The 24,749-nt window shown below is 64.3% G+C and carries 22 protein-coding genes; 10 read left to right on the top strand and 12 right to left on the bottom strand.

Going from position 1 to position 24,749, the window contains the following annotated elements:
• Window positions 1–5: 5 nt before the first annotated feature.
• Complete coding sequence (locus AC1DXS_RS19720; RefSeq protein WP_477739161.1) at window positions 6–359, bottom strand: VOC family protein; 354 nt, start codon at window positions 357–359, stop codon at window positions 6–8.
• A gap of 198 nt (window positions 360–557) precedes the next feature.
• On the opposite strand from AC1DXS_RS19720, the gene AC1DXS_RS19715 reads away from it, so the two are divergent.
• Window positions 558–1,064, top strand: coding sequence for a disulfide bond formation protein B (locus AC1DXS_RS19715; RefSeq protein WP_477739160.1), 507 nt, complete (start codon window positions 558–560; stop codon window positions 1,062–1,064).
• 65 nt (window positions 1,065–1,129) lie between these two features.
• Here the strand turns inward: AC1DXS_RS19715 and AC1DXS_RS19710 are convergent, their stop codons facing one another.
• Window positions 1,130–1,561, bottom strand: a complete 432-nt coding sequence (locus tag AC1DXS_RS19710; RefSeq protein ID WP_477739159.1) for a TA system VapC family ribonuclease toxin — start codon at window positions 1,559–1,561, stop codon at window positions 1,130–1,132.
• Window positions 1,558–1,854 (bottom strand): hypothetical protein, encoded by a 297-nt coding sequence (locus AC1DXS_RS19705; RefSeq protein ID WP_477739158.1) that lies wholly within the window; start codon window positions 1,852–1,854, stop codon window positions 1,558–1,560. Before AC1DXS_RS19705 ends, AC1DXS_RS19710 begins: the two co-directional genes overlap by 4 nt.
• A 113-nt stretch (window positions 1,855–1,967) precedes the next feature.
• On the opposite strand from AC1DXS_RS19705, the gene imuA reads away from it, so the two are divergent.
• The 3 genes from imuA to AC1DXS_RS19690 are packed head-to-tail and all read left to right on the top strand — an operon-like array spanning window position 1,968 to window position 7,479.
• Complete coding sequence (imuA, locus tag AC1DXS_RS19700) at window positions 1,968–2,792, top strand: translesion DNA synthesis-associated protein ImuA (RefSeq protein WP_477739157.1); 825 nt, start codon at window positions 1,968–1,970, stop codon at window positions 2,790–2,792.
• Entirely contained in the window at window positions 2,752–4,218 is a 1,467-nt protein-coding gene (locus tag AC1DXS_RS19695; protein ID WP_477739156.1) for a Y-family DNA polymerase, read from the top strand. Before imuA ends, AC1DXS_RS19695 begins: the two co-directional genes overlap by 41 nt.
• A 9-nt stretch (window positions 4,219–4,227) precedes the next feature.
• The gene (locus tag AC1DXS_RS19690; RefSeq protein ID WP_477739155.1) at window positions 4,228–7,479 is read left to right on the top strand and encodes an error-prone DNA polymerase; all 3,252 of its coding nucleotides are present in this window, start codon (window positions 4,228–4,230) and stop codon (window positions 7,477–7,479) included.
• 119 nt (window positions 7,480–7,598) lie between these two features.
• Here the strand turns inward: AC1DXS_RS19690 and AC1DXS_RS19685 are convergent, their stop codons facing one another.
• The 3 genes from AC1DXS_RS19685 to argA all read right to left on the bottom strand — a co-directional run bounded on the left by AC1DXS_RS19685 (window position 7,599) and on the right by argA (window position 9,901).
• Window positions 7,599–8,231: a LysE family translocator gene (locus AC1DXS_RS19685; RefSeq protein WP_477739154.1), complete on the bottom strand. Its 633-nt coding sequence runs from the start codon at window positions 8,229–8,231 to the stop codon at window positions 7,599–7,601.
• The gene (locus AC1DXS_RS19680) at window positions 8,228–8,479 is read right to left on the bottom strand and encodes a DUF1272 domain-containing protein (protein WP_477739153.1); all 252 of its coding nucleotides are present in this window, start codon (window positions 8,477–8,479) and stop codon (window positions 8,228–8,230) included. Before AC1DXS_RS19680 ends, AC1DXS_RS19685 begins: the two co-directional genes overlap by 4 nt.
• A gap of 72 nt (window positions 8,480–8,551) precedes the next feature.
• Window positions 8,552–9,901 (bottom strand): amino-acid N-acetyltransferase, encoded by a 1,350-nt coding sequence (gene argA, locus AC1DXS_RS19675; protein WP_477739152.1) that lies wholly within the window; start codon window positions 9,899–9,901, stop codon window positions 8,552–8,554.
• Window positions 9,902–10,124: 223 nt separating this feature from the next.
• Here argA and AC1DXS_RS19670 point away from each other — a divergent pair, with 223 nt between their 5' ends.
• A complete protein-coding gene (locus AC1DXS_RS19670; RefSeq protein ID WP_477739151.1) occupies window positions 10,125–11,345 on the top strand; it encodes a GGDEF domain-containing protein in 1,221 nt (406 codons plus the stop codon).
• 101 nt (window positions 11,346–11,446) lie between these two features.
• The gene (hrpA, locus tag AC1DXS_RS19665) at window positions 11,447–15,391 is read left to right on the top strand and encodes an ATP-dependent RNA helicase HrpA (RefSeq protein WP_477739150.1); all 3,945 of its coding nucleotides are present in this window, start codon (window positions 11,447–11,449) and stop codon (window positions 15,389–15,391) included.
• A gap of 70 nt (window positions 15,392–15,461) precedes the next feature.
• Here the strand turns inward: hrpA and AC1DXS_RS19660 are convergent, their stop codons facing one another.
• The 6 genes from AC1DXS_RS19660 to lptF form a co-directional block, all read right to left on the bottom strand.
• Window positions 15,462–15,620 (bottom strand): DUF3309 family protein, encoded by a 159-nt coding sequence (locus tag AC1DXS_RS19660; RefSeq protein ID WP_007856361.1) that lies wholly within the window; start codon window positions 15,618–15,620, stop codon window positions 15,462–15,464.
• Window positions 15,621–15,722: 102 nt separating this feature from the next.
• On the bottom strand, window positions 15,723–16,898 hold the full coding sequence (locus AC1DXS_RS19655; protein WP_477739149.1) for a pyridoxal phosphate-dependent aminotransferase: 1,176 nt from the start codon (window positions 16,896–16,898) through the stop codon (window positions 15,723–15,725).
• A 106-nt stretch (window positions 16,899–17,004) separates the two neighbouring features.
• Window positions 17,005–17,949 carry a CysB family HTH-type transcriptional regulator gene (locus AC1DXS_RS19650; RefSeq protein WP_477739148.1) on the bottom strand — a complete coding sequence of 315 codons (945 nt, stop codon included), beginning with the start codon at window positions 17,947–17,949 and terminating at the stop codon, window positions 17,005–17,007.
• A gap of 92 nt (window positions 17,950–18,041) precedes the next feature.
• Window positions 18,042–18,419 carry a sirohydrochlorin chelatase gene (locus AC1DXS_RS19645; RefSeq protein WP_477739147.1) on the bottom strand — a complete coding sequence of 126 codons (378 nt, stop codon included), beginning with the start codon at window positions 18,417–18,419 and terminating at the stop codon, window positions 18,042–18,044.
• A 9-nt stretch (window positions 18,420–18,428) separates the two neighbouring features.
• Window positions 18,429–19,577 (bottom strand): LPS export ABC transporter permease LptG, encoded by a 1,149-nt coding sequence (gene lptG, locus AC1DXS_RS19640; protein ID WP_477739146.1) that lies wholly within the window; start codon window positions 19,575–19,577, stop codon window positions 18,429–18,431.
• Window positions 19,574–20,701: an LPS export ABC transporter permease LptF gene (lptF, locus tag AC1DXS_RS19635; protein WP_477739145.1), complete on the bottom strand. Its 1,128-nt coding sequence runs from the start codon at window positions 20,699–20,701 to the stop codon at window positions 19,574–19,576. The genes lptG and lptF overlap by 4 nt, the downstream gene beginning before the upstream one ends.
• A 70-nt stretch (window positions 20,702–20,771) precedes the next feature.
• Between lptF and AC1DXS_RS19630 the strand changes: the two genes are divergently transcribed.
• The 4 genes from AC1DXS_RS19630 to AC1DXS_RS19615 all read left to right on the top strand — a co-directional run bounded on the left by AC1DXS_RS19630 (window position 20,772) and on the right by AC1DXS_RS19615 (window position 24,463).
• Entirely contained in the window at window positions 20,772–22,298 is a 1,527-nt protein-coding gene (locus tag AC1DXS_RS19630) for a leucyl aminopeptidase (RefSeq protein WP_477739144.1), read from the top strand.
• The gene (locus AC1DXS_RS19625) at window positions 22,295–22,732 is read left to right on the top strand and encodes a DNA polymerase III subunit chi (protein WP_477739143.1); all 438 of its coding nucleotides are present in this window, start codon (window positions 22,295–22,297) and stop codon (window positions 22,730–22,732) included. Before AC1DXS_RS19630 ends, AC1DXS_RS19625 begins: the two co-directional genes overlap by 4 nt.
• Entirely contained in the window at window positions 22,729–23,097 is a 369-nt protein-coding gene (locus AC1DXS_RS19620; protein ID WP_477739142.1) for a hypothetical protein, read from the top strand. The genes AC1DXS_RS19625 and AC1DXS_RS19620 overlap by 4 nt, the downstream gene beginning before the upstream one ends.
• A gap of 235 nt (window positions 23,098–23,332) precedes the next feature.
• The gene (locus tag AC1DXS_RS19615; protein WP_074575116.1) at window positions 23,333–24,463 is read left to right on the top strand and encodes a branched-chain amino acid ABC transporter substrate-binding protein; all 1,131 of its coding nucleotides are present in this window, start codon (window positions 23,333–23,335) and stop codon (window positions 24,461–24,463) included.
• Window positions 24,464–24,749: the final 286 nt, after the last annotated feature.

Here is a 24,749-nt window from a genome sequence, read left to right as displayed (position 1 = left end):
GGTTTTCAACGTATCACGCCGGGCATCAGGGCCTCGGCGATTGCGATATGGTTGCCGTCGGGGTCAGTGATCATCACGGTGCGGACCTTGTCGCTGGAGGTTTTCTGGCTGGTGTCTATGCCCAGCTTTTGCAGGTGTTCGATTTCGGGTTCGAGGTCGTTGACGGCCAGGGTCAGCGAGCCTTCGCCGGCGCGCTCGGGCAGTTCATAGACCTGCAAGCCGCCGCCGCGCTGGAACTGCCATTCGCCGACCTCGGGCATGGGACGGCTGGCTTTGGCGTCCAACAATTTTTCGTACCAGGGCAGGGCGGTAGCCAGGTCGCGTACGGCGACACTGGCGAGGGCGTTTTTCACCATCATGGGAGTCTCCAGAAGTGGTTTGAATCCTGAAAATCTACGCCCGCTGCGGCGTCCCGGCTGTAGGACAAATTCCGGCCTGCGCGCTTGAAAGGCGGCGCAAAATCTGCCCCCTATGGTTTGCTGGCGGGAACTAATCCCGGCCCGGACGCCCGAACCCCTGGACCATTCATAATCCACCCAGAAAAAAGAGGGACCCTGATGTTTTTGACGTATTTCGATGCCATGCCGCGCCGCGTGCTGGTGCTGGTTGCCGCGGCCTGCGTGGCCATGCTGGCCTTCGGCCTTTACCTGCAGCATGTCGTGGGCCTGGAGCCGTGCCCCATGTGTATCGTGCAGCGTTATGCGCTGGTGCTGGTGGCGGTGGTGGCAGGTGTCACGGCCATTGCCAAAAGCAGAGGCGTCTTGATGGCCGGCTCGGGCCTGATGGTGCTGCTGGCCGGTTTCGGCGCCTTTGTCGCGGCGCGCCAGAGCTTCTTGCAGTGGTACCCGCCTGAGATCGCCTCTTGCGGCCGCGATTTTTACGGAATGATCGAAACCTTCCCCCTCAAGCGCGCGATTCCCATGATCTTCAAGGGCAGCGGTGACTGCACCAAGATCGACTGGACCTTTCTGGGCGGCTCGATCGCCAACTGGTCGTTTGTCTGCTTTGTGGTGATTGCGCTGGTGGGCTTGCTGCTGGTAGCCCGGCTGGCGCGTAAACCTTAAGTCCCGACACACATCCGGCACTGAGTGGGCTGGCTTGCGCGCCCACATGAGATCTGCTGACGGGCTCAGATTTTCAACTGCAAAAAATCGAGTGATTCATATTGCGTGAATCCCGCATCAAAGGACACCATGCGACAGCCGGCCGCCACCGCAAAGCTGGCCAGCCAGGCATCAGTCCAGTCGCGGGTGCGAAATCCGGGGCGTGTGGTGTAGCGGTGCATTTGCGCTTCGGCCGTTGCGGGCTCTGGCAGAAACACTGCACGTCCACCGCTTAGATGTGCCTCATAGATGGCCCATGCTTCTTCGGGCGTGTGAACTGCGGCGCCCATCACGGCGGGTTGGGTTACCAGGCGCAGGAAACCCTGCATGCTGGAGCGGCAGAACGCTAGCGGTGAGGATGCGCCGGCCCAGTAATTTTTGGCGGCTTCGTGGTGCGTATGCCCAGGGTGCGCCAGCGCCAGCCAGACGTTCACGTCCAGCAGATCGGGTGCGGTCATCGGATGAATCCGATACGCCGTAGTTTCTCGATGTCTTCTTGCAGCGCTTGATCTTCAAGCTGCTCGTTGCTTTGGGCTGGAGTTGACGTCGCGACTTCGCCCTGTGACGGTTGAAGCCGCCTCAAAACCGGCAAGGTGGGCGCCGCTTGCTGCGCAAGATCTGGGATGGCAGGCATGCGCATAGCCCGCTGAATCAATTCATTCAACAGAGATTTCAGGCTTTGGCCATTCTGCGCTGCTCGAGTTTTAAGTTCCCGCAGCAAAGAATCAGGTAAATCAAGCGTCGTTCGCATCATAGCATTTTAGCATCAATGTGTTTTTTGAGTATTTTGGGGTTGAGCAAGAAGGCAATATACTGTATTTAAATACAGCATCTAGCTTAGTCACTCAGGCTTGAGCCCTCATCATGCTTTCTCCAACCCCTGCAGCCCGCGCCTTGCCGGACTTYGCCAACGCCCATGTATGGCGCGCCGGCGAACTCGGCGGCGCGAGCGTGCAAACCGTTGCCACGGGCTATGCGGCGCTTGACGGCGTGCTGCCCGGCGGAGGCTGGCCGCGGGGGGCCTTGATCGAGTTGCTGCAGCCGCAGGCCGGGGTGCATGAATGGGGCCTGGTGGCGCCGGCCCTGGCGGCCTTGCAGGCCCAGGCCCGGGAGTTGACGGTGCTGGTGGGCGCACCCTGGCTGCCTTTCGGCCCGGCGCTGGGCGCGCGGGCGCTGGACATGCGGCGCCTGCTCAGCATCGAGGGCCGGCCCGGCGATGCACCTTCGCTGCTGTGGGCCACGCGCGAGGCCCTGCAATGCGCCGACGTCCACTGCGTGCTGGCCTGGCTGCCCGATGCGCGCAGCGCACATTTGCGCCGCTTGCAGATCGCGGCCCATGCGCATCACAAGCTGCTGTTTGTCTTCCGGCCCTTGCGGGCGCAGCAGGAGTCTTCGCCCGCGCCGCTGCGTTTGCGGCTGGAGGGCGTGGCCGATGAGGCGGGCAGGGTGCGGGTCGATGTGTTCAAGCGGCGCGGCCCGCCGCTGGCAGCGCCGCTGCTGCTGGACACCCGGCCGGCCCGGCTGGCCGCGATGCTGGCGGCCAGTCGCGAAAGGGTGCGGCGCCAGCGCGAAGAAGCCGGCATCCCGGCGCCCCTGCTGCTGCCTTCACTGGTGTCGCTTCCCCTTACCTCACCCCAGAGTCCCATCCATGCGCTGCTGGATCGCATTGCACATCTCGACCACCACTGAGGCGGGCCAGCCGGCTTGCCCGATGGATGCCGCCATGCTGCAGCAGGCGGCGGCCAGCCTGGCGCTGGGCTTGACGCCGCGCGTGGCGCTGGTCGACGAAGCCGTGCTGATGGACGTGACGGGCAGCCTGCGCCTTTTTGGTGGGCTGGCGCGATTGATGCAGTTGCTGGCGCAGCGCCTGGAGGCTTTTTTTGAAGAGAACGGGCTGCGGGCCCAGGTGCAGCGCGCGCAGGGTGCGACCTCGTTGATCGCGCTGGGCCGTTTGCGGCTGCAAGCGGAACAGGGACAGGACGGTGCAGCCGCCGTGAAAAAACGCGTGGCCGATCTCCCTATGCACACGCTGACAGCCGCCCGCCCGCACCTGGGCGTGCTCGAACGCATAGGCTGCCGCACTTGGGACGACCTGCTGCGCCTGCCGCGCGACGGTGTGGCGCGGCGCTTCGGGGCGGAACTGCTGCAGGCGCTGGACCGCGCGCGCGGCAGCGCGCCCGACGATTACGAGTGGCTGCTGCTGCCCGAGCACTTCGAGGAAAAGCTTGAGCTCAACGCGCTGGTCACCCACGCCCCCGCATTGATGGCCGGCGTGGAGCGGCTGCTGGTGCAACTGCACGCCTGGCTGCTGGGCCGCCAGAGCGGGCTGTGCGCCCTGAAAATCACCTGGCACCTGGACAAGCGCCGAGATGTGCCGCCCAACGGCGAACTTGAAATCCGTACGGCCCAGCCCGCGCAAGACTTGCACCATGTGGCGCGCCTTATCGCCGAGCATTTGGCGCAGCAAAAACTGCCGGCGCCGGTGCACAGCCTGAGCCTGCGGTCGCTGGCCACCGAACTGCTGGCCGACTCGGCTGCCGCTACCGGCAGCCTGCTGATGGAGGCGCGCAAGCAGGGTGACGGCGTGGTGGAGCTGGTCGAGCGCCTGAGCGCCCGCCTGGGCGATGCGCGGGTGCAGGCCTGGCAGCCTTGCGCGGACCACCGGCCCGAGCTGATGCAGCGCTGGGTGCCGGCCCGAGGCGTGATGGCATCGATCACCGCACAGTTGAATCCTGCCCGGCTCGACCGTAAGCGTTTAAAGAGTTCCAAGGTGGCTTCCAACAGCCCACCCCCGGAAACCAAAACCGAGGCCCTGTACCCGGCCTGGCTGCTGCCCGAGCCCATCAAGCTGGCTACCGCCGGCAACAACCCGGTCTACCAGGGCCGGCTGCGCCGACTGGCCGGGCCGCAGCGGCTGGAGGCCGCCGAATGGCTGCTGGCCGACAGCGAGGCCGCGCGCGGCGCTGGTTTGTCTGAAAAGCCGTGGGCATTGCGTGACTACTTCATCTACCGCAGCGAGCAGGGCGGCCTGCTCTGGGTTTACAGCGAGCGACTGGGCGCCCCGCCCGAATCGGCACCGCAGCGCGCCTGGTACCTGCACGGTTTTTTTGCCTGAGGCGCACGCATGTCCGCCCACGCACTGCCTGATTACGCTGAGCTGCATGCACTGAGCAACTTCAGCTTCCAGCGTGGCGCATCGCATGCCGAGGAACTGGCCGAGCGGGCCTCCGAGCTGGGCTACCAGGCGCTGGCCGTCACCGATGAATGTTCGGTCGCCGGCGTCGTGAAGGCGCATGAGGCGGCGCGGGACCACGGGCTCAAGCTGATCCCGGGGGCCGAGTTCCTGGTGCAGGCTGCGTATGCCTTCAGGCTGGTGGTGCTGCCGCGCAACGCGGCGGGCTGGGGCAACCTCTGCGAGTTCATCACCGAAGCACGCCAGGCCGGCGACGAAATCGAGAAAGGCAGCTACCGCGTCGTGCTCGGCGAAACTGATTTTTCGCGCCTGGCCGATTGTGAAATCCTGCTGTCGCCTTTGCCGGATGCCATCGACGTGCAGGCGCTGGCCGCGCACGCCGCCTGGGCGCTAGGGTTGTTCGGTTCGGGCGCCTGGCTGGCCGTGGAACTGCAGCAGGGCCTGGACGACGCGCTGCGCCTGCAGCAACTGCAGACCGTGGCGGCGCGCACCGGCATCAGCCTGGTGGCGGCCGGCAATGTGCTGATGCACAAGCGCTCTCGCAAGCCGCTGCACGACGTGATGACCGCCATCAAGCTGGGCCGGGCCGTGCATGAATGCGGCTTTGCGCTGCAGGCCAATGCCGAGGCGCATCTGCGCCCGCGCATGCGGCTGGCCGGCATCTATCCGGCCGCGCTGCTGCGCGCCACGCTGGTGGTGGCGGCGCGCTGCAACTTCAGCCTTGACGAAATTCGCGACCTCTACCGCTATCCCCGGGACGACATGGTGCCGCCGGCCGAAACCCCGGCGCGCTGGCTCAGGCGGCTGACCTGGCAAGGGGCCCAGGAACGCTATGCGGGCCATATTCCCCACAAGATACGCAGGCAGCTGGGCTTTGAGCTGGCGCTGATCGAAGAGCTGGAATACGAGATGTTTTTCATCACGGTGCATGACATCGTGCGTTTCGCGAGACAGGAAAAAATCCTCTGCCAGGGTCGCGGCTCGGCGGCCAATTCGGCGGTGTGCTTTTGCCTGGGCATCACAGCCATCAATCCGGCGGAAAGCAAACTGCTGTTCGAGCGTTTCATCAGCCGCGAACGCCGCGAGCCGCCCGACATCGACGTGGACTTCGAGCACGAGCGGCGCGAAGAAGTCATCCAGTACATCTACGGCAAGTACGGCCACGACCGCGCCGCGATTGCCGCCACCATCATCAGCTACCGCCCGCGCAGCGCGATCCGCGACGTCGGCAAGGCGCTGGCGATAGAGCCTGAACTGGTGGAGCAGTTCGCCAAAGAGCATTTCTGGTTTGACGGCAGCGAGGTGCTGCGCGAGAAAATCCGCGAAGCGGGGCTGGCGGGCAGGGAAGGGCCGGTGCTGCAGTGGCTGGACCTGGCGGCGCAGCTGATCGGTTTTCCGCGCCACCTGAGCCAGCATGTGGGCGGCTTTGTGCTCACGCAGGGCAAGCTCACGCGGCTGGTGCCGGTGCAGCCGGCCTCCATGAAGGACCGCCGCATCATCCAGTGGGACAAGGACGACCTGGAAGCCATGGGCCTGCTCAAGGTCGACGTGCTGGCGCTGGGCATGCTGTCGGCCATACGGCGCTGCCTGGCGCTGGTGAACCAGGCGCGCGGCAGCCGGCTGCAGATGCACGAGGTCGTGCCCGATGAGAAGACCTACGACATGATCTGCGCGGCCGACACCGTGGGCGTGTTCCAGATCGAGAGCCGCGCCCAGATGTCCATGCTGCCGCGCTTGCAGCCGCGCAGCTACTACGACCTGGTGGTCGAGGTCGCCATCGTGCGACCCGGGCCCATCCAGGGCGGCATGGTCCATCCTTACCTGAAGAACCGCGAAATCCTCAGGAACGGCGGCGAGATCAAGGTCGAATACCCGGCGCTCAATCCGGCCCTGGAGCGCACGCTGGGCATCCCGATTTTCCAGGAGCAGGTGATGCAGATCGCGATGATCGCCGCCGACTTCACGCCCGGCGAGGCCGACGACCTGCGCCGCTCCATGGCGGCCTGGAAGCGCAAGGGCGGGGTGGAGCGTTTTCACGGCCGGCTGGTTCAGGCCATGGTGAAAAACGGCTATAGCACCGAGTTCGCAGAACGCATCTTCAGCCAGATCCTGGGCTTCGGCGACTACGGTTTTCCCGAAAGCCACGCCGCCAGCTTTGCCAAGCTGGTCTACGTGAGCTGCTGGCTTAAATGCCATGAGCCGGCGTGCTTCCTGGCGGCCATGGTCAATTCGCAACCCATGGGCTTTTACACGCCGTCGCAGCTGGTGCAGGACGCCATCCGCCATGGCGTGGAGGTGCGCCCCGTGGACGTGATGCACAGTCACTGGGACTGCACGCTGGAAGAACCCTCCGTTCGCCCTGAGCCTGTCGAAGGGCTGGCTCGAAATAGGCTTCGACCCTTCGACAAGCTCAGGACAGGCCAAGCTCAGCCCGAACGGAGCAAGGATCAACCTGCAGTGCGCCTGGGCCTGCGCCTGGTGGCCGGCCTGCGCGAGGACGCGGCCCTGCGCCTGGTGGCGGCGCGGGCAGAGGCACCTTTCAGTTCGACCGAAGACCTGGTGTCGCGCGCGCAGCTGGGCACGCTTGAAATCAACGCGCTGGCCGCCGCCGATGCCTTGCTGCCGCTGTCAGGCCACAGGCGCCAGCAGGTGTGGGACGCCTCGGCCATCAAGCCGGCGCCGCGCCTGCTCAAGTCCGTGCCCACGCATGAAACGCCGCTGGCGCTGCCCGACACGCCCGAAGGCGAAAACATTTTGTTCGACTACCAGTCCACCGGCCTGACGCTTCGGCGCCACCCGGTCGCGCTGTTGCGCGAGAGGCTGGCGCGCAAGGGCCTGCTGAGCGCGAGCGAACTCAATGCCTTGCCCGACGGTGAGGAGGTGGCCGGCTGCGGCATCGTCACCGTGCGCCAGCAACCGCAAACCGCCAAGGGCACCATCTTCGTCACGCTGGAGGACGAAACCGGGCCTGTCAACGTGATCGTCTGGAAGTCGCTGCGCGAGGCCCAGCGCGCCGAACTGCTGCACTCACGCCTGCTGGCGGTCTACGGAGTGTGGCAGCGCAGCGAGGAAAGCGGCACCGCCAAAGGCTATGGCGCGGTGCGCAACCTGGTGGCGCACCGGCTGGAAGACCTCACGCCGCTGCTGGGGCGGTTAGGCACCTCAAGCCGCGACTTTCATTAAAGCCGCGACAAGGCCCTCCTGGCGTTGTTGCGCCGCCTTGCCGTGCTGGTGCACTGTCTGCGGCGACGCGCCTAGCCAGGATCGCTTCGCTGGGCTTTGTGCGCGGCTTTGCAAAAGCCTCAGGTGTTGGCCCGGCGGTAAAACGCCAGCGAGCCGGCCAGCGCCAGCAGCGCGCCGCCGCAGGCGCGGTCTATCCAGCGTGTGGCCGAAGCCTTGAGCAGGCGGATCGCCTTCGCGCCGACAAAGGCATACGCGAACATCACCGAAAAATCGATGCCGGCGAACACCAGTGAAATCGCAAAGTACTGCGGGGCTTGCGCAGCCGACGGGTCGATGAACTGCGGCAGCAGGGCCGAGCAGAAGAGGTAGCCCTTGGGATTGGTCACCGCCACCAGGAAGGACTTCATGAAAATCGCGCGGCTGCCGTGCTGCGTGCCGGCGGCGCCCTCGGCGGGAATCTCAAACCCGCCGCGCGAGCGCAGCAGGCGTATGCCCAGCCAGGCCAGGTAAGCCGCGCCGGCCCACTTGAGCACTGAAAACCAAAATTCGGAAGCGGCCAGCAACGCGCCCAGGCCCAGGGCCACCGCACCCACCAGCACAAAATCCGAGACCACCGCGCCCAGCATGCCGGGTACCGAGCGGCGCACACCATAACGCGAGCCGTTGGCCAGTGCCAGCAGGACCGTGGGGCCGGGCGTGGCGATGGCCACCAGCGCGACGATGGAAAACAGCAGCAGGGTAGTGGTGTTCATGCGGCTACCGCTCCGCAGCCTTCCGGCTTGTAGATGCGTTCGGTGGAGGGCGGGTATTTCGCGAGAAGGCGCTCGGGGCGGCTGGGCCGCACGGTGAAGCCGCCGCCGCAGTTGGGGCAGACGCCCTTGAGTTTGGTGTCGGCGCAGTCGGCGCAGAAAGTGCATTCAAAGGTGCAGATGCGCGCATCGGCTGACTCGTTGGGCAAATCCTTGTTGCAGCATTCGCAGTTGGGGCGCATTTGGAGCATGTGAGATCCTGTGTGAATGGGGGATTGACCCGATGCTAAAGAAAAACCCCTGCGAGGGAAACCCCGGCCGGGTTAGGACAGCTTCTTCACCAGCACCTGGCTCTTGCGGTCCCAGTTGTATTTGCGCTTGCGGGCTTCGGGCAGCCAGTCCGGGTCCACCTGCACGAAACCGCGCTTGATGAACCAGTGCATGGTGCGGGTGGTGAGCACGAAGATGCTTTGCAGGCCGGCCGCGCGGGCGCGCTGTTCGATGCGTTTGAGAATCTTCTCGCCGTCGCCCTGGCCCTGGCTTTGGGGCGAGACGGTGAGCGCGGCCATTTCGGCTGTTTTGGCTTCGGGATAGGGATAGAGCGCCGCGCAGGCAAAGATCACGCCGTCGTGTTCGATGATGCTGTAGTTGGCGGCGTCGCGCTCGATCTCGGTGCGGCTGCGCTTGACCAGCGTGCCGTCGTTTTCAAAGGGTTCGATCAGCTGCAGGATGCCGCCCACGTCGTCGCCTGTGGCTTCGCGCAGCTCTTCGAGCTTTTCATCGACCACCATGGTGCCTATGCCGTCGTGCACATAAATCTCCAGCAGCAGCGAGCCGTCCACCGCGAAGGGCAGGATGTGGCTGCGCTCCACGCCGGCCTTGCAGGCCTTGACGCAGTGCTGCAGGTAAAAGCCCGTGTCGGTGGGGCGCTCGCCGTTGGGCAGGGTGGCCAGCAGCTTTTCGGCGGCGGCCAGCGGCAGCTCGGTGTCTATGGGGTTGTCCTCGCTCTCGGGCTGGTCGTGGTGTATGCGTATGCCCGGGATCTCGGTCAGGAAGATCAGCTTGTCGGCCTGCATGGCAATGGCCACTGAGGTGGCGACCTCTTCCATGGTCAGGTTAAAGGCTTCGCCGGTGGGCGAAAAGCCGAAGGGCGAGAGCAGCACCATGGCGCCGAAGTCGAGCACGCGGCCTATGGCGGCGGTGTCCACCTTGCGCACCAGGCCCGAGTGCTTGAAATCCACGCCGTCCAGGATGCCGACAGGCCGCGCGGTGATGAAGTTGCCTGAAATCACCCGCACCGTGGAGCCGGCCATGGGGGTGTTGGGCAGGCCTTGGCTGAAGGCCGCCTCGATTTCATAACGCAGCTGGCCGGCGGCTTCCTGGGCGCTGTCGAGGGCGACCTCGTCGGTGATGCGCATGCCGTGTGAGTATTTGGCCGTATGGCCCTTGGCCTTGAGTTGTTCATTGACCTGCGGCCGAAAGCCGTGCACCAGCACGATTTTCACGCCCATGCTCTGGATCAGCGCCAGGTCCTGGGCGATGTGCTGCAGCTTGCCGGCGGCGATCGCTTCGCCGGCCAGGCCCACCACAAAGGTTTTGCCGCGGTGCGTGTGGATGTAGGGCGCGACCGAGCGGAACCAGGGCACAAAGGTGAAGTTGAAGACGGCGGACATGGGCGCGCTTTCGGGTCGGTTGGACGGGGCGGGAGCAGCCGGGGAGGGGCGCAGGGAGGTTGGGCAGGGCCTTCCCGGCGCTGCTTTTCCCGGCAAACGGAAAAAGTCCAGTGAGTGTAAGGGAGAGGCAGCCGCCCGAGGTAGGCCCAAGACCCCGCCGGCGAACAGTGTCCCCCTTTTTGGGGATGGCGAAACAGGGCGCGGCAGGTTATGGTCAGGTGTCATGGATAAATACGCGATCGGGTTCTGGGGCTGCTATTTCGGGGCGGCGGGGCTCATGCTGGCCGGTTCGGTTTTTGCCTATATCCGGTCCCTGCGGCGTATTGCCCTCAACGCCGCCGCGTCGGCCCTGGCTTCGACCTTCTTCGTGGTGGCCTTCCTGGGCATCCTGCCGATCAGCGACACCGCAATGCTGGACCGCTTCCTGGCCCATGTGGCCGGCGTGGTGTCGGTGTTGCTGGCCTATCTGCTGTTCTCCATCCTGGGCATTTTGCGCAGTCCCTCGGCCCGGCGGCGAGCCTTGTTGCTGCTGGCGGGTGTGRCCGTCCTGGTCATCGTGCTGGGCTGGGCGCTGAGCCCGCAGCAGTCCCTGGTGCTCAGCCTGGCGGCAGCCACGCTGCTGGGGTTCGTCGCCCTGGCCCTGAGCCTGCGCAGCGCCCTGCACGGCGACCGCCTGGCGTGGGTGGCGGTGGCCGGCGTGGTGTTCATGCTGGTGGCCATCGTGGGCTTGAGCTGGACGGCGCTGGACCGTGCCCACGTGCCCTGGCAGGCCCACGCCGCCAGCGCGCTGGCGGGCACGGCCTACCTGGCCACCATGGCGTCCGTGCTGTGGATCCGCTATTCCTACCTGATCGAGCTGAACCAGGCCATGGCCTATGGGCCCAGCTACGACCCTGTCACCCGCATGCGCTCCAACAGCGAAACCAACAACATGCTGAACCTGGCGTTCAGGGCTTACCGCGACAAGCCGGTGCCGCTGGGCGTGATCGTGGTGTCCCTCGCCAACCTCTATGTGCTTGAAAAACTCTACGGCCTGGCAGCCGTCAACCATGCGCTCTTTGTCTGCGCGGGGCGTTTGCGGCGCACCGTGCCGGCCCAGGTGGAAATGGGGCGGCTGGGCGAAGACGGCTTTTTGCTGCTGATGCGCAACTGCCACCACAGCGGCGACCTCATCCACCTGGCCCGGCGTGTCCAGGCCGTGCTGACGCGCAGCGTGGCGCTCAACACCAGCCTGGAAGCTGGCGCGGCGGCCGGCCAGCAAACCCCCTGGGCGGCGGAAATCGGCCTGGGCGTGCTGCGGGTGTCCAAAACCGATGCGCGCGCCTCTTCGGCCGTAGGCCTGGGGCGCGGCATGTCGCGCGCGGCGCTGGGCTACCCCAGCCGCATTGCCTGGTTTGACGAAAGCAGCGGCGAAATTGTCGACCTGCCGGTGCTGGCAGCCTGAACCCAGGTAACCCCGCGAGCGCGAGCGGCCGCAGGAAGCGCCGATAATTGAAGGCTTTGCCGCCTGCGGCCTTTCTTCCCGGTTTCCTTTTGCACGCACCTTTGTCCCCCGCTTTGACGCCCCTGACCATCACCTTTCCCGAATCGCTGCCCGTCTCCGGCAGGCGCGATGAAATCACCGCCGCGATGGCGGCGCACCAGGTCGTTATCGTCTGCGGCGAGACCGGCTCGGGCAAGACCACGCAGTTGCCCAAGATCGCGCTGGCCATGGGGCGCGGCAAGCTGAATTACCCACAAGGACAGGGCAAGCTCATAGGCCACACCCAGCCGCGGCGCATCGCCGCCTCCAGCGTGGCCAAGCGCATTGCCGAGGAGCTCAAGACGCCGCTGGGCGATGTGGTGGGCTACAAGGTGCGCTTCCAGGACCGGCTCTCGCGCGACGCTTCGGTCAAGCTCATGACCGATGGCATCTTGCTGGCGGAGACGCAGACCGACCCACTGCTGAAGGCCTACGACACCCTCATCATCGACGAGGCTCACGAGCGCAGCCTGAACATCGACTTCCTGTTGGGCTATCTGCGCCAGCTGCTGCCGCGCCGGCCCGACCTCAAGGTAGTCATCACCTCGGCGACGATTGATGCGCAGCGCTTTGCCGATTACTTTGCCTCCGCAAAGGGGCCAGCGCCCGTCATCATGGTGTCGGGCCGCATGTTCCCGGTGGAGCAGCGCTACCGGCCGTTCGAGGAAGCGCRCGACTATGACCTCAACGACGCCATCGCCGATGCCGTCGACGAGCTCTGGCTGAGCCCGCACAGCGCGGGCGACATCCTGGTGTTTTTGCCCGGCGAGCGCGAGATCCGCGAGGCGGCCGACCATTTGCGCAAGCACCTGGCGCACCAGCCGCTGACGCGCAATGCCGAGGTGCTGCCGCTGTTCGCGCGCCTGAGCCAGGCCGAGCAGGACCGCATTTTTGACGGCCACAGCGGCCGGCGCATCGTGCTGGCCACCAACGTGGCCGAGACCTCGCTGACCGTGCCCGGCATCCGCTACGTGATCGATGCCGGCACCGCGCGCGTCAAGCGTTACAGCTTTCGCAACAAGGTCGAGCAGCTTATGGTGGAGCCGGTGTCGCAGGCCGCGGCCAACCAGCGCGCCGGCCGTTGCGGCCGGGTGGCCGACGGCATCTGCATACGGCTGTATGACGAGAAAGACTTCCAGGGCCGGCAGCCTTTTACCGACCCGGAAATTTTGCGCAGCTCACTGGCCTCGGTGATCTTGCGCATGAAGGCGCTGCACCTGGGCAACGTCGAGGAATTCGCCTTTATCGAGCCGCCGCAGCGCCGCGCGATTGCCGATGGCTATCAATTGCTGGCCGAACTGGGCGCGGTGGACGAGGACAACGAGCTGACCGGTGTGGGCCGCACGCTGGCCAAGCTGCCGCTGGACCCGCGCGTGGGCCGCATGATCCTCGAGGCCAGGGACCGCAATGCGCTGGACGAGGTGCTGGTGATCGCCAGCGCGCTCAGCGTGCAGGACGTGCGGGACCGCCCCATGGACAAGCAGGCCCAGGCCGACCAGCAGCATGCCAAGTTCGACGACGAAAAAAGCGAGTTCAGCGGCTACCTCAAGCTCTGGAAATGGCTGGGCGATGCGCGCGGCGGCCACGGCGCGTCGCGCGGTCGCGTGACGCCTCCTGAAACAGCACCCGTGCTGCGGGCCGAAGGCCCCCAGCACAAGCTCTCCAACCGTCAGTATGAAAACCTGCTGCGCGAGAACTATGTCAACGTCCGCCGGGTGCGTGAATGGCGCGATATCCATTCGCAGTTGCACACCGTGGTCGGCGAACAGAAATGGGTGCTCAATGACAAGCCCGCGAGCTATGAGCAACTGCATTTGTCCATGCTGTGCGGCCTGCTTGGCAACATCGGCTGCAAGAGCGACGACGAGGATTGGTACCTGGGCGCGCGCGGCATCAAGTTCTACCGCCATCCCGGCGCCCGTCTGAGCAAAAAACCGGGCCGCTGGATTGTGGCGGCCGAGCTGGTAGAGACCACGCGCCTGTTCGGCCGCGGCATCGCCAATATAGACCCGGCCTGGATAGAGCAGGTGGCCGGCCATTTGCTCAGCAAGCAGTTACTGGACCCGCACTGGGAGAAAAAAGCCGCCCAGGTCACGGCGCTGGAGCGCGCCACGCTGTACGGCCTGGTGGTTTACAACGGCAGGCGCGTCAACTTCGGCCGTGTCGACCCCGTCACGGCGCGCGAGGTTTTCATCCGCGAGGCGCTGGTGGCCGGCAACTGGGACACCAAACTGCCTTTCCTGGCGGCCAACCTGAAGCTGATCCAGCAGGTGCAGGACCTTGAGCACAAGGCCAGGCGCCAGGACGTGCTGGTCGACGAAGAACTGATCTACGCTTTTTACGACCAGCAGTTGCCGGCAGATGTGCACAGCGGCGCGAGCTGCGAGCACTGGTACAAGGAAGAGTCGAAAAAACAGCCCAAGCTCCTGCTGCTCACACGCGAAGAGCTGATGCGCCACGAGGCGGCCGGTATCACCACGCAATCTTTCCCCAAGACCCTGCGCATGGGCGGCGTGGACTGCGGGGTGACCTACCTGCATGAACCGGGCGACGCGCGCGACGGCGTCACCGTCGACGTGCCGCTGTTCGCGCTCAACCAGGTCAATGAAGAGCGCTGCGAGTGGCTGGTGCCCGGCATGCTCAAGGACAAGGTGCAGGCGCTGATCAAGACCCTGCACCAGCGCCCGCGCTCGCGCCTGGTCCCGCTGCCTGACACCGCCGCCCGCATGACCGAGCAGCTGCTGCAGCCCGAGCTCTTCGGTAGCGGCTCACTGACGGATGCGGTGCTCAAGCTGGTGCGCGACGCGACCTCGCTGGACATCAAGCGCAACGACATGAAGCTGGACATGCTGCCGCCGCATTTGTTCATGAACTTCCGCGTGGTCGACGAGCACGGCCGACAGCTGGGTGCGGGCCGCAACCTGGGGGCGCTCAAGGGCGAGCTGGGTTCGCAAGCGCGTGGCGCGTTCCAGGCGTTGGCGGGGCTCAAGAACCTGGCGAAAGTGCCCGAGCCGGCCGCAAATCCAGGCAAGACTCCCGCTGCCGGCAAGCCTGACGCTCCGGCAGCGGCGGAAAAACCGGCGGTCAAGGTGGCGGAGCGCTACACCGGCTGGAGCTTTGGCGAGTTGCCTGAACTCATGGAGATTCGCAAGGGCTCCCAGACGCTGATCGGCTTTCCGGCGCTGATCGATCTGGGCGATGCGGTCACCATCGAGGTGTTTGACGAACCCGATGCGGCCGCCGCCAAACACCGGGCCGGCCTGCGCCGGCTGTTTGCGCTGCAGATCAAGGACGCGCTCAAATACCTCGAGAAGAACCTGCCCGAGCTGCAAAAGATGGCCACGGCCTACATGCTGGTGGGCCGCGCCGCCGACAACTCCGGCGGCGGCACGCTGGAAGAGCTGCGCGAGCAGATCATCGAGGTCGCGCTGGATCGTGCCTTCCYGCTGGATCCGTTGCCGACGAACGAGGGCGAATTCAAAAAACGCATCGACGACGGCCGGGGCCGCCTGACCCTGATCGCCAGCGAGGTAGCCAGGCTGGCCGCGGGCATCCTGGCTGAATTCGCCGTGGCCCAGCGCAAGATCAAGGACAGCAAGAACGCCGCCGAAGCCGCGGCCGATGCGGCCCAGCAACTGCAGCGCCTGGTGCCCAAGCGTTTCCTGGCGGTCACGCCTTATACGCAGCTACAGCATTTCGCACGCTACCTCAAGGCCATCACGCTACGGCTGGAAAAATGGCGCGCCGACCCGGCACGCGATGCCGCGCGCCTGGCTGAACTGCGTCCGCAGGAACAGCGCTACTGGCGCCTGGTGGCCGAACGCAAAGGCGCGGTCGATGCGCGCATGCAGGAGTTTCGCTGGCTGCTGGAGGAGCTGCGCGTGAGCTTTTTTGCACAGGAATTGCGCACGCCGCAACCGGTCAGTATCAAGAGGCTGGAAAAGGCCTGGGCACAACTGAATAATTGATGCCGGTTTTGAGGTGAGCAAAAAAATGGCCTTGCAATGCAAGGCCATTTTTCCTGATGAGACCGTGTGGCTAGATGCGTCCCATCAGCAGCAGGATGACGAGGATCAGCACCACGAGGCCGATACCGCCGCTGGGCCCGTAGCCCCAGCTGCGGCTGTGGCCCCACGTGGGTAGGGCGCCGACCAAGATCAGGATCAAGACAATCAGCAGGATGAGCGAGAGGGACATGAAAGCACTCCTTGTTATGTGCCTTTATTCTTGCCCGGGCCCAGGCACGATCAAGCAGGAGGGGGGCCTGTTCAACCGTCGGTCAACGCTGACAGCCTTGGCCTACAGCTTGGCCAGGCGCTGCAGCGCCGTGTTCAGGGTCTCGTCTTTCTTGGCGAAGCAAAAGCGCACCACTCGCTGGTCGAAGCCGTTGCCGTAAAAAGCCGACAGCGGAATGGCCGCGACGCCAATCTCAGTGGTCAGCCATTTGCAGAATTCGGCTTCATCCAGGTCGCTGACCTCGGAAATGTCCACGCACTGGAAGTAGCTGCCTTCGCTGGGAAGCAGCCTGAGGCGGGTTTTGGCCAGGCCTTCGCGGAACAGGTCGCGCTTGCGCTGGTAGAAGGCCGGCAGGCCCAGGTAGGGCTGCTCGTCGGCCATATAAGCGGCCAGGCCGTACTGCACCGGCGTGTTGACGGTGAAGACATTGAACTGGTGCACCTTGCGAAACTCGGCCGTGAGTGCCGCGGGTGCGGCCACATAACCGACCTTCCAGCCGGTGACGTGGTAGGTCTTGCCGAAGCTGCTCACGATAAAGGCGCGCGCGGCCAGGCCCGGAAAGCGCGCTGCGCTTTGGTGAACCCGCCCCTTGGCCGCGTCGAACACCATGTGTTCATAAACTTCGTCGCTGATCAGCAGCACGTCGGTGGGCGCCAGCAGCTCCTGCAGCGCAAGCATGTCGGCTTCGCTCCACACCGTGGCGCTCGGGTTGTGCGGAGAGTTGACGATGATGGCGCGCGTTCGCGGCGTGAGGGCTGCGGCGATCTTGCCGAAGTCGGGGCGGAAGGTGCCCGGTGTCAGCGGGACGCGAACGACCTTGCCGCCGGCCAGTTCAATGTTGGGTACATAGCTGTCGTAGCAGGGCTCAAGCACGATGACTTCGTCGCCGGGGTGGACCACTGCGAGGATGATGGTGATGATGGCCTGCGTCGCGCCCGCGGTGATGGTGATCTCGCTGTTGGCGTCGTAGCGGTGTCCGTAGAGCCTGGCCACCTTGGCCGAGATGGCCTCGCGCAGCACCGGCACGCCCGTCATGGGCGGATACTGGTTCAGGCCCTTCGTCATCGCGTCGGTGACGGCGTTGACCAGCTGCGGATCGCATTCAAAGTCCGGAAAGCCCTGGCCCAGGTTGACTGCGCCTTTTTCAGCGGCCAGCGTGGACATGACCGTGAAGATGGTGGTGCCGACGGCGGGCAGCTTGGTTTCCAACTTTGGGGTGCGTTCGAGGGTGTTAGTCATGATTGCAAAGTGAGGGTTTTTTCAAGCAGCCGCCGCGGAACCGGCTTTGCCGGGCCGCCAGCGGCGCCCCTTGAGGGGAGGCGGCCGCAGGCCGCTTCGGGGAGAACTAAATTTCGTAGTCGTTGACGCGGCCGGCCATGGCTTTGGTAATCAGGGCACGGTCCAGCTTGTCGCTGAGCAATTCGGCGAATTTGTAGACAAAGTTGCGCAGGTAGGCGCTGCGCTTGAAGGCCACGCGCGCCACGTTGATGCCGAACAGCGGGGCGGCGGGTATGGCGACCAGGTCGCTGTTGGTCCCGTCTTCCTTGATGGCCATCTCGGCCACGATGCCCACGCCCAGGCCCAGGCGCACATAGGTTTTGATCACATCGGAGTCAATGGCTTCCAGCGCGATGCGCGGCTGCAGGCGTTTGGCGGCAAAGGCCAAGTCTATCTTGGTGCGTCCGGTGAAGGACGGGTGGTAGGTGATCAGCGGTTCTTCGGCCAGGTCTTCCAGCGAAATGTTTTCTTTTTTCGCCAGCGGGTGGTCCACCGGGATCACCAGCATGTGCTGCCACTCGTAGCAGGGCAGGGTGACGAGGTCGTCGTACTGGGTCAGTGACTCGGTGGCGATGCCGATTTCGGCGACTTCATCGAGCACCATGCGCGCCACCTGGTCGGGCGAGCCCTGGTGCAGGCTGACATTGACCTTGGGAAAGGCCTCGCGCAGCTTGGCCACCGGCTGCGGCAGCACATAACGGGCTTGGGTGTGTGTGGTGGCGATGGAGAGCGTGCCGCTGTCCTGGGCCGAGAACTGCTCGCCGATGCGGCGCAGGTTGCCGACCTCGCGCATGATGAGCTCAATGCTTTTGAGGACGTGCTCGCCGGGCTCGGTGACGCGCTTGAGGCGCTTGCCGTGCCGCGCGAAGATTTCCACGCCCAGTTCTTCTTCAAGTTCGATGATGGCCTTGGACACGCCGGGCTGCGATGTATGGAGGGCTTTGGCGGTCTCGGTGAGGTTCAGGTTGCGCCGGATGGCCTCCTGGACGAATCGGAATTGGTGAAGGTTCATATCAAATTCAGGCTAATTATTTGTTTCATTATGCCTGTATCGCGCTAAAGAGGTGGGCTGGCGGGTTGTTTCCCGCGGTGCCCGGGTTGCCTTCAAGCCAGCGCGATATCGGCCATCAAGGCCGTGAGTTCCGGATACTCGCCGGCGGTGGGCAGCAGTTCCACGGCGATGCCGGGATGGCTGGCCTGGATCTGTGCGACCAGTTGCGGCAGATCTTCGCGGGCATGTTTGCCCACGCCGAAGAACAGCGGAAACACCCGGATGGCGCGCGTGCCGCCCGCGGCCAGTTCGGCCGCCGCGTCTGGCAGCGTCGGTGCGCAGAGTTCCAGGTAGGCGCAGAGCACGGGCGTGGCGGGCGCGGTGGCGCGCACTTTCGCGGCCACGGCTTCAATGGGTGCGCGCCACAGGGGGTCGCGCGAGCCGTGGGCCAGCAGGATGATGCCGCGAGGCTGCGGTGCGGAAGCTGTCATGGCCATGCGTTAGCGCCGCAGCACCAGCCAGCCGAAAGCACCCAGTGAGACTGCCATGTAAAGCAGGCCGGGGGTGGCGGCCGCCAGCCAGGGCATCCAGTTGCGCAGGTTGCCGATGTAGCCGAACACGTTGTTGAGCAGGAAGAAACTGATGCCTATCATGACCCCGGCAAACACATAGCCCGCAATGCCGCCGGAGCGGAAGTGCAGGTAGGCGAAGGGCAGGGCCAGGATCACCATGACCAGGCAGCTGAGTGGGTAGAACACCTTTTTCCAGAACTCGATTTCATAGCGCTGGGCCGTCTGGCCGTTGGCATCCAGGTGGCGCACGTAGTTAAAGAGGTCTATGGTGCCCATGCGTTCGGGCTTGAGCAGCGCGACCGACACCATTTCGGCGCTGATTTCGGTGGGCCAGCGAAAGCTTGGCAGCACCGTGCGGTTGACCTTGGCGCTTTCCTGCGCCTTGGGAGAGCTGGCCGCGGCGCCGGAACCGCTGACCTCGAATTCCGCGCGTGTGGCCTGCTGCAGCTGCCAGGCATCGCCGGAGCCAAAAGTCGCAAGCGGCGCCTGGGTGGTCGAGACGATCAGGCCCTTGTTGTTGAACTCGAACACCTGCACGCCCTGCATCTCATTGTCGGGAGTGAGCGCCTTCACGTTGACCACATAGGTGTTGTAGGCCTGCTTTTCCTTGAGCCAGGCGCCTGTCTGGCCTATGGTGATCTTGCTCTGGTAGCGTGCCTTGAGCAATTGCGCGGCCCGCTCGCTGGCGGGCGCGACATAGTCGCCCACTATGAAGCTGAACACTACGAACAGCGCGCCCAGGACCAGCAGCAGCTTGAGCGCGCGCCAGGGCCCCAGGCCGCTGGTCCGCAAGATGGTGTATTCCGAGCTTTGGGCCAGCCGCGCCATCACAAAAATAGTGCCTATCAGCACCGAGATAGGCAGCAGCTCGTAAAGGTGGTTGGGCACCAGCAGGCCCACATAGAGCAGTGCATGCCGGATTTGGTAGATCTCGCCGGCATTGACGCCGTTGCTCTTGCCGAGGTACTGGAGTTCGTCGACCAGGTCGAAAAAGAAGAAGAGGGCCAGGAAGCCGAGCGCCACCAGGGCAATGGCGGCCAGCACTTCCCCGTAAATCAGGCGGCGTATCGTTTTCATGGCTGCTGGCTTTCGGTATCGCGCACGGCCATGGGTGCTCGTTTGATGCGCCGGGCGGGCCTGAGCACCCAGTTGAACTGCCGCTTGGATAGCCAGGCCAGGGCCAGCAGCAACACGCCGCCGTGCAGGGCCAGCAGGAAATTGCTGAAGCTGATGAGGCCGACAAAAATCCAGCTTTGCCCGAGGTTGACGAGGTTGTTGTAAACCACGAAGGTCAGCAGCACAAAAATCATGTTGCCGCTACGCCCGCCGCGCGGGTTGACGCTGGCCAGGGCCACGGCCAGCACGACAAAATTGATGGATGCCAGCGCCAGGCCGATGCGCCAGGCCAGCTCGCTGAGGTTTCCGCGCGTGGGCGCCTTGATCAGGGACCGGGTGGACAGAAGCTTGGCTTCGGGCGCGTTTTCGGCGAGCGGGTTGGAGTCGCCGGTCTTGGTGCCGTACTCCTCGAAGTCGCTGATCTTGAGGGCCGGCTGGCCGATCACATTTTCCAGGCGTTGCCCGTTCTCGAGCATCAGGAACTGGGCGTCGTTCAGCACCTCGATGCGGCCGGAACGCGCGGTGGTGATGGAGCTTTTGCCTTTTTCGGTCGAGGCGATGAACACGTTGTTGCTGGCCCGCGCCCCCGCCAGTTCGCGGTCTATGAAGAACACCCGGTTGCCGCTGGAGGACTCCTGGAACTGGCCCGGGGCAATCCGATCAATGTCGCCGCGCTGCTCGTATCGGCTTTGCATGTCTTTGGTCTGCTGGTTGGTCCAGGGCCAGACAAAGAGCGCCATCAGCGTGATCACCAGCAGGACCGGCCAGGAAAAGCGGAAAAGCGGCCGCAGAAAGCCGGCCAGGCCCTGGCCGCTGGTGAACCACACGACCATTTCGCTGTCGCGGTACATGCGCGACAGGGTGCTCACCATAGCGATGAAAAGCGACAACGTGAGGATGGTCGGCAGCCGGCCCAGCGCCGAGTAGGCCATGAAGAGCATGACGTCCTGCGGGTTGATGAAACCGCGCGAGGCCTGGCCCAGTGTGCGGATCAGCACGATGGTCATGACGATGGTGACCAGCACCACCAGCGTTGCCCCAAAACTGCGCGCCAGCTCTTTGCGAATCGAAGATTGGAATAACATTGACTGAATATCTGCGTTTGCTTTGCTTTATTTTTGTTTTACTTTGGTTTTATCCACCAGACCCTGAATTATGGACTTCGAACTCAAAACACTGACCCGTGCCCGTATTTGCGGTGAAAAAACCGACGCACTGCTGGTGCTCGTCCCCCAGGGCGGGGGCACCGGCAGCGATCCGCTGTCGGCTCTCACCGCGCTGGCGATCAAGTCCGGGGACTTTGAAGCCAAGCCGGGCAAGCTCCTCGCGGCCTACCGGGCTCCCGGCATCGCCGCCACCCGCCTGGTGTTGGCCGGGGTGGGTGACGCCAGTCCCAAAAATGTCCGCGCGGCCGTGGGTGCGGCCCTCGGTGCCTTGAAAAACGGCAGCACCCAGCGCCTTGTGCTGTGCCTGGACCTGCTGGATGCGCTGCAGGCGGAGACCGTGCGCGCCGCCGTGACGGCCTGCAGTGACGCGACCTACGTCTATACCACTACCAAATCCAAGACCAGCCCTTCGAAGTTGCAGCGCGTGCTGCTGGCCGTGGGCGACGCCGCGAGTGCGAAGGCAGCCAAGGCCGGCCTGGACAAGGGCGTGGCCTTGGTCAAGGGCCTGGAATTTGCCAAAGAATGGGCCAACCGGCCGTCCAACCATGCCACGCCGACCCTGCTGGCCGGCGCCGCCAGGGAACTCGGCAAGCTGCGCAACATCAAGGTCGAGGTACTGGGCCCCAAAGAGGTCGCCAAACTGGGCATGGGCTCTTTCATGGCCGTGGCGCAGGGCACCGCCGAGCCGCTGCGATTCATCGTGCTGCGCTACGACGGCGCGGCAAAGTCCGAGGCGCCCGTGGTGTTGGTCGGCAAGGGTATTACCTTTGACACCGGCGGCATCTCCATCAAGCCGGCGGCCGAGATGGACGAGATGAAATTCGACATGTGCGGCGCCGCGAGCGTGCTGGGCACCTTCCGGGCCCTGGCCGAGTTGCAGCCCGCGCTCAATGTGGTGGGCCTGATCCCGGCCTGCGAAAACATGCCGGGCGGCCGGGCCATCAAGCCGGGCGACGTGGTGACCAGCATGAGCGGCCAGACCATAGAAATCCTGAACACCGACGCCGAAGGGCGCCTGGTGCTCTGCGATGCCTTGACCTATGCCGAGCGCTTCAAGCCCAGGGCAGTGGTCGACATCGCCACGCTGACGGGCGCCTGCGTGATCGCACTGGGCGGCGTGCGCAGCGGGATGTTTTCCACCGACGATGCCCTGGCCGAGGCGCTGGCGCAGGCCGGTGAGTCGGCCATGGACCTGTGCTGGAGGCTGCCGCTGGACGACGACTACGCCGAAGGCCTGAAGACCAATTTTGCCGACGTCGCCAATGTGGCCGGCAGGGCCGGCGGCGCGATCACCGCGGCCAAGTTCCTGCAGCGCTTTGCGGCCAGTTTTCCCTGGGCGCACCTGGACATTGCGGGCACCGCCTGGAAGGGCGGCGCCGCCAAGGGCGCCACCGGCCGGCCCGTGCCCCTGCTGCTGGATTACCTGTTGGGCCAGGCGGCTTCTGCCAAGCCCAGGGCGCCCGCCAAGCCGAAGGCCTCGGCTAAACCCAAGGCCGCTGCCAAAACACGGGCATGACCGAAATTGCTTTTCACTTCAACGTTCCCGACAAGCTGGGCTACAGCTGCCGGTTGCTACGAAAGGCTTACCTCAGCGGTGCCCAGGTGGTGGTGACGGGCGAGCCGGCGATGTTGGCGGAACTGGACCAGTTGCTGTGGAGTTTCTCGCCGGCCGAGTTTGTGCCGCACTGCCGCGCCGGTGCGGCCCGGATCACGATGGCCGCATCGCCCGTGGTGCTGGCCGAATCGCTGCAGGACTGCCCGCATTACGGCGTGCTCGTCAACCTGGGGCAGGGTATCCCGCCTGAGTTTGAACGCTTTGAACGTTTTATCGAAGTGGTGGCGCGAGCGGATGAAGACCGCCTTGCCGCGCGCAGTCGATGGAAGCATTACACCGACAGGGGGTACGCCATGAAACGGCATGACCTGGCCATGGCCGGGGAGGGCGCATGAACCGTCCGCCGCCCGCGCCGCCGCGTTTTGTGCCGACGCTGACGGAAGTTGTGCGGCCTGTCGCTGCGCCCATTCCGGCTCCGAGCGCGGCCTCGGCAGTGACGCCTGCCGCAACCTTTACAGCCCATGCGCCGCCATCCGTCCCGGCCCCTTCGGCGGATCTGCAAGAGCAGATGGTGCAGCGCGTGCTGCAACGGGTCGACCTGATGCTGGACCGGCGTCTGCGTGAAGTGGTGGGCCAGCTTATTCTTGAGCACACGCAAAGCCTTGCCCCACGTCTTCGCGAGGAGATAGAGGACGTGGTTCGCAAGTCCGTGAGCCAGGCTTTTGCGAACGAAACCAAGCCGCCGGCGGCCGGTGGTTAGGTCGCGCAGGTGACTGTTTTCGTTCGCGCATCTTGCGCGCTCGGCATCATCGCCAGTGCTGCTGAAACACCCACTCACATAAGCCGATCTGTTCCCCGGGTAAACCCCCTTATCAGAATTTAACCTAGGGACGTTGCTATGGTGCGGGCCCGGAAATTGCGTTATGTTCGGCCCCGTTGAGTAAAAAAATTCGTTCTCAACCTTTAACGGTAATTTCCTAATCGGAGTGTTTTTTATGCAAATGAAATTAAAACTGACAGTAGTGGCAGCCCTCGCCGCGGTTGCGGGTTTTGCTTCTGCCCAAGACGCAGTCGTCAAAATCGGCCACGTGGCACCGCTGTCCGGCTCGCAAGCTCATTACGGCAAAGACAATGAGAACGGCGTGCGCATGGCCATCGAAGACCTGAATGCACAAAACGTGGTCATCGGCGGCAAGAAGGTCAAGTTTGAAATTGTTGCTGAAGACGATGCCGCTGATCCAAAACAGGGCACCGCAGCCGCACAAAAACTGTGCGACTCCAAAGTCGCCGGCGTGGTCGGCCACCTGAATTCCGGCACGACGATTCCCGCTTCCAAGGTCTACAACGACTGCGGCATTCCCCACGTCACGGGCGCTGCAACCAACCCCAACCTGACCAAGCCAGGCTACAAGACCACCTACCGCATCATCGCCAACGACAACGCCCTGGGCGCTGGCCTGGCTTTCTATGCAGCTGACGCACTGAAGCTCAAGAAGGTCGCCATCATCGACGACCGTACCGCTTACGGCCAAGGCGTTGCTGAGGTGTTCAAGAAGACGGCCCTGGCAAAAGGCATGACCGTCGTTGACGAACAGTTCACCACCGACAAAGCCACCGACTTCATGGCCATCCTGACCGCGGTCAAGGCCAAGGCTCCTGACGCCATCTTCTTCGGCGGCATGGACCCACAAGGCGGCCCGATGCTGCGCCAGATGGAGCAACTCGGCATGAGCAACGTCAAGTACTTCGGCGGTGACGGCATCTGCACGGCCGAACTGGCCAAGCTGGCAGCCGGCGCCAAGACCATCGGCAACGTGGTCTGCGCTGAAGGCGGCGCTTCCCTGGCAAAAATGCCTGGCGGCGAAGCCTGGAAAAAGCGTTACGACGCCAAGTACCCCAACCAGTTCCAGGTTTACAGCCCGTACACCTATGACGCGACTTTCGTCCTGGTTGACGCCATGAAGCGCGCCGGTTCGTGGGATCCAAAGGTTTACACCCCTGAGCTGATCAAGACCAACTTCAAGGGCGTGACCACCACCATCTCCTTTGAACCCAATGGCGAACTGAAGAACCCCGCCATCACCCTGTACGTCTACAAGGACGGCAAGAAATCCGCTCTGAACTGATCGTTCAGCGCAGAATGAAAAAGCCACCGCAAGGTGGCTTTTTTTTGGCCGCTTCCGGCCGAGGCAGAAAGGAACGAAGGGAAAGAGAGGCGAAGTGAGGCGAAGAGGACGAAGGATGGGAGGAGCAGGCAAAAGGAATCGCCGATACATTGACCGCCAAAAGACAATGTGCGCGAGCTTCTTGCAATGGCCCGCCCAGAATGGCCTCAGGCAGGTGTCATACCTCCGGCTGTAAAGCGTCGGTGACGGGCTTGCCTGAAGTGCATGCAGGCCATCCTGCTGAAGC

It is taken from the genome of Polaromonas sp. P3_B1 (assembly GCF_056402935.1).
Note: the sequence above shows the minus strand (reverse complement) of the source record. Positions and strands in the feature narration are given on the sequence as shown.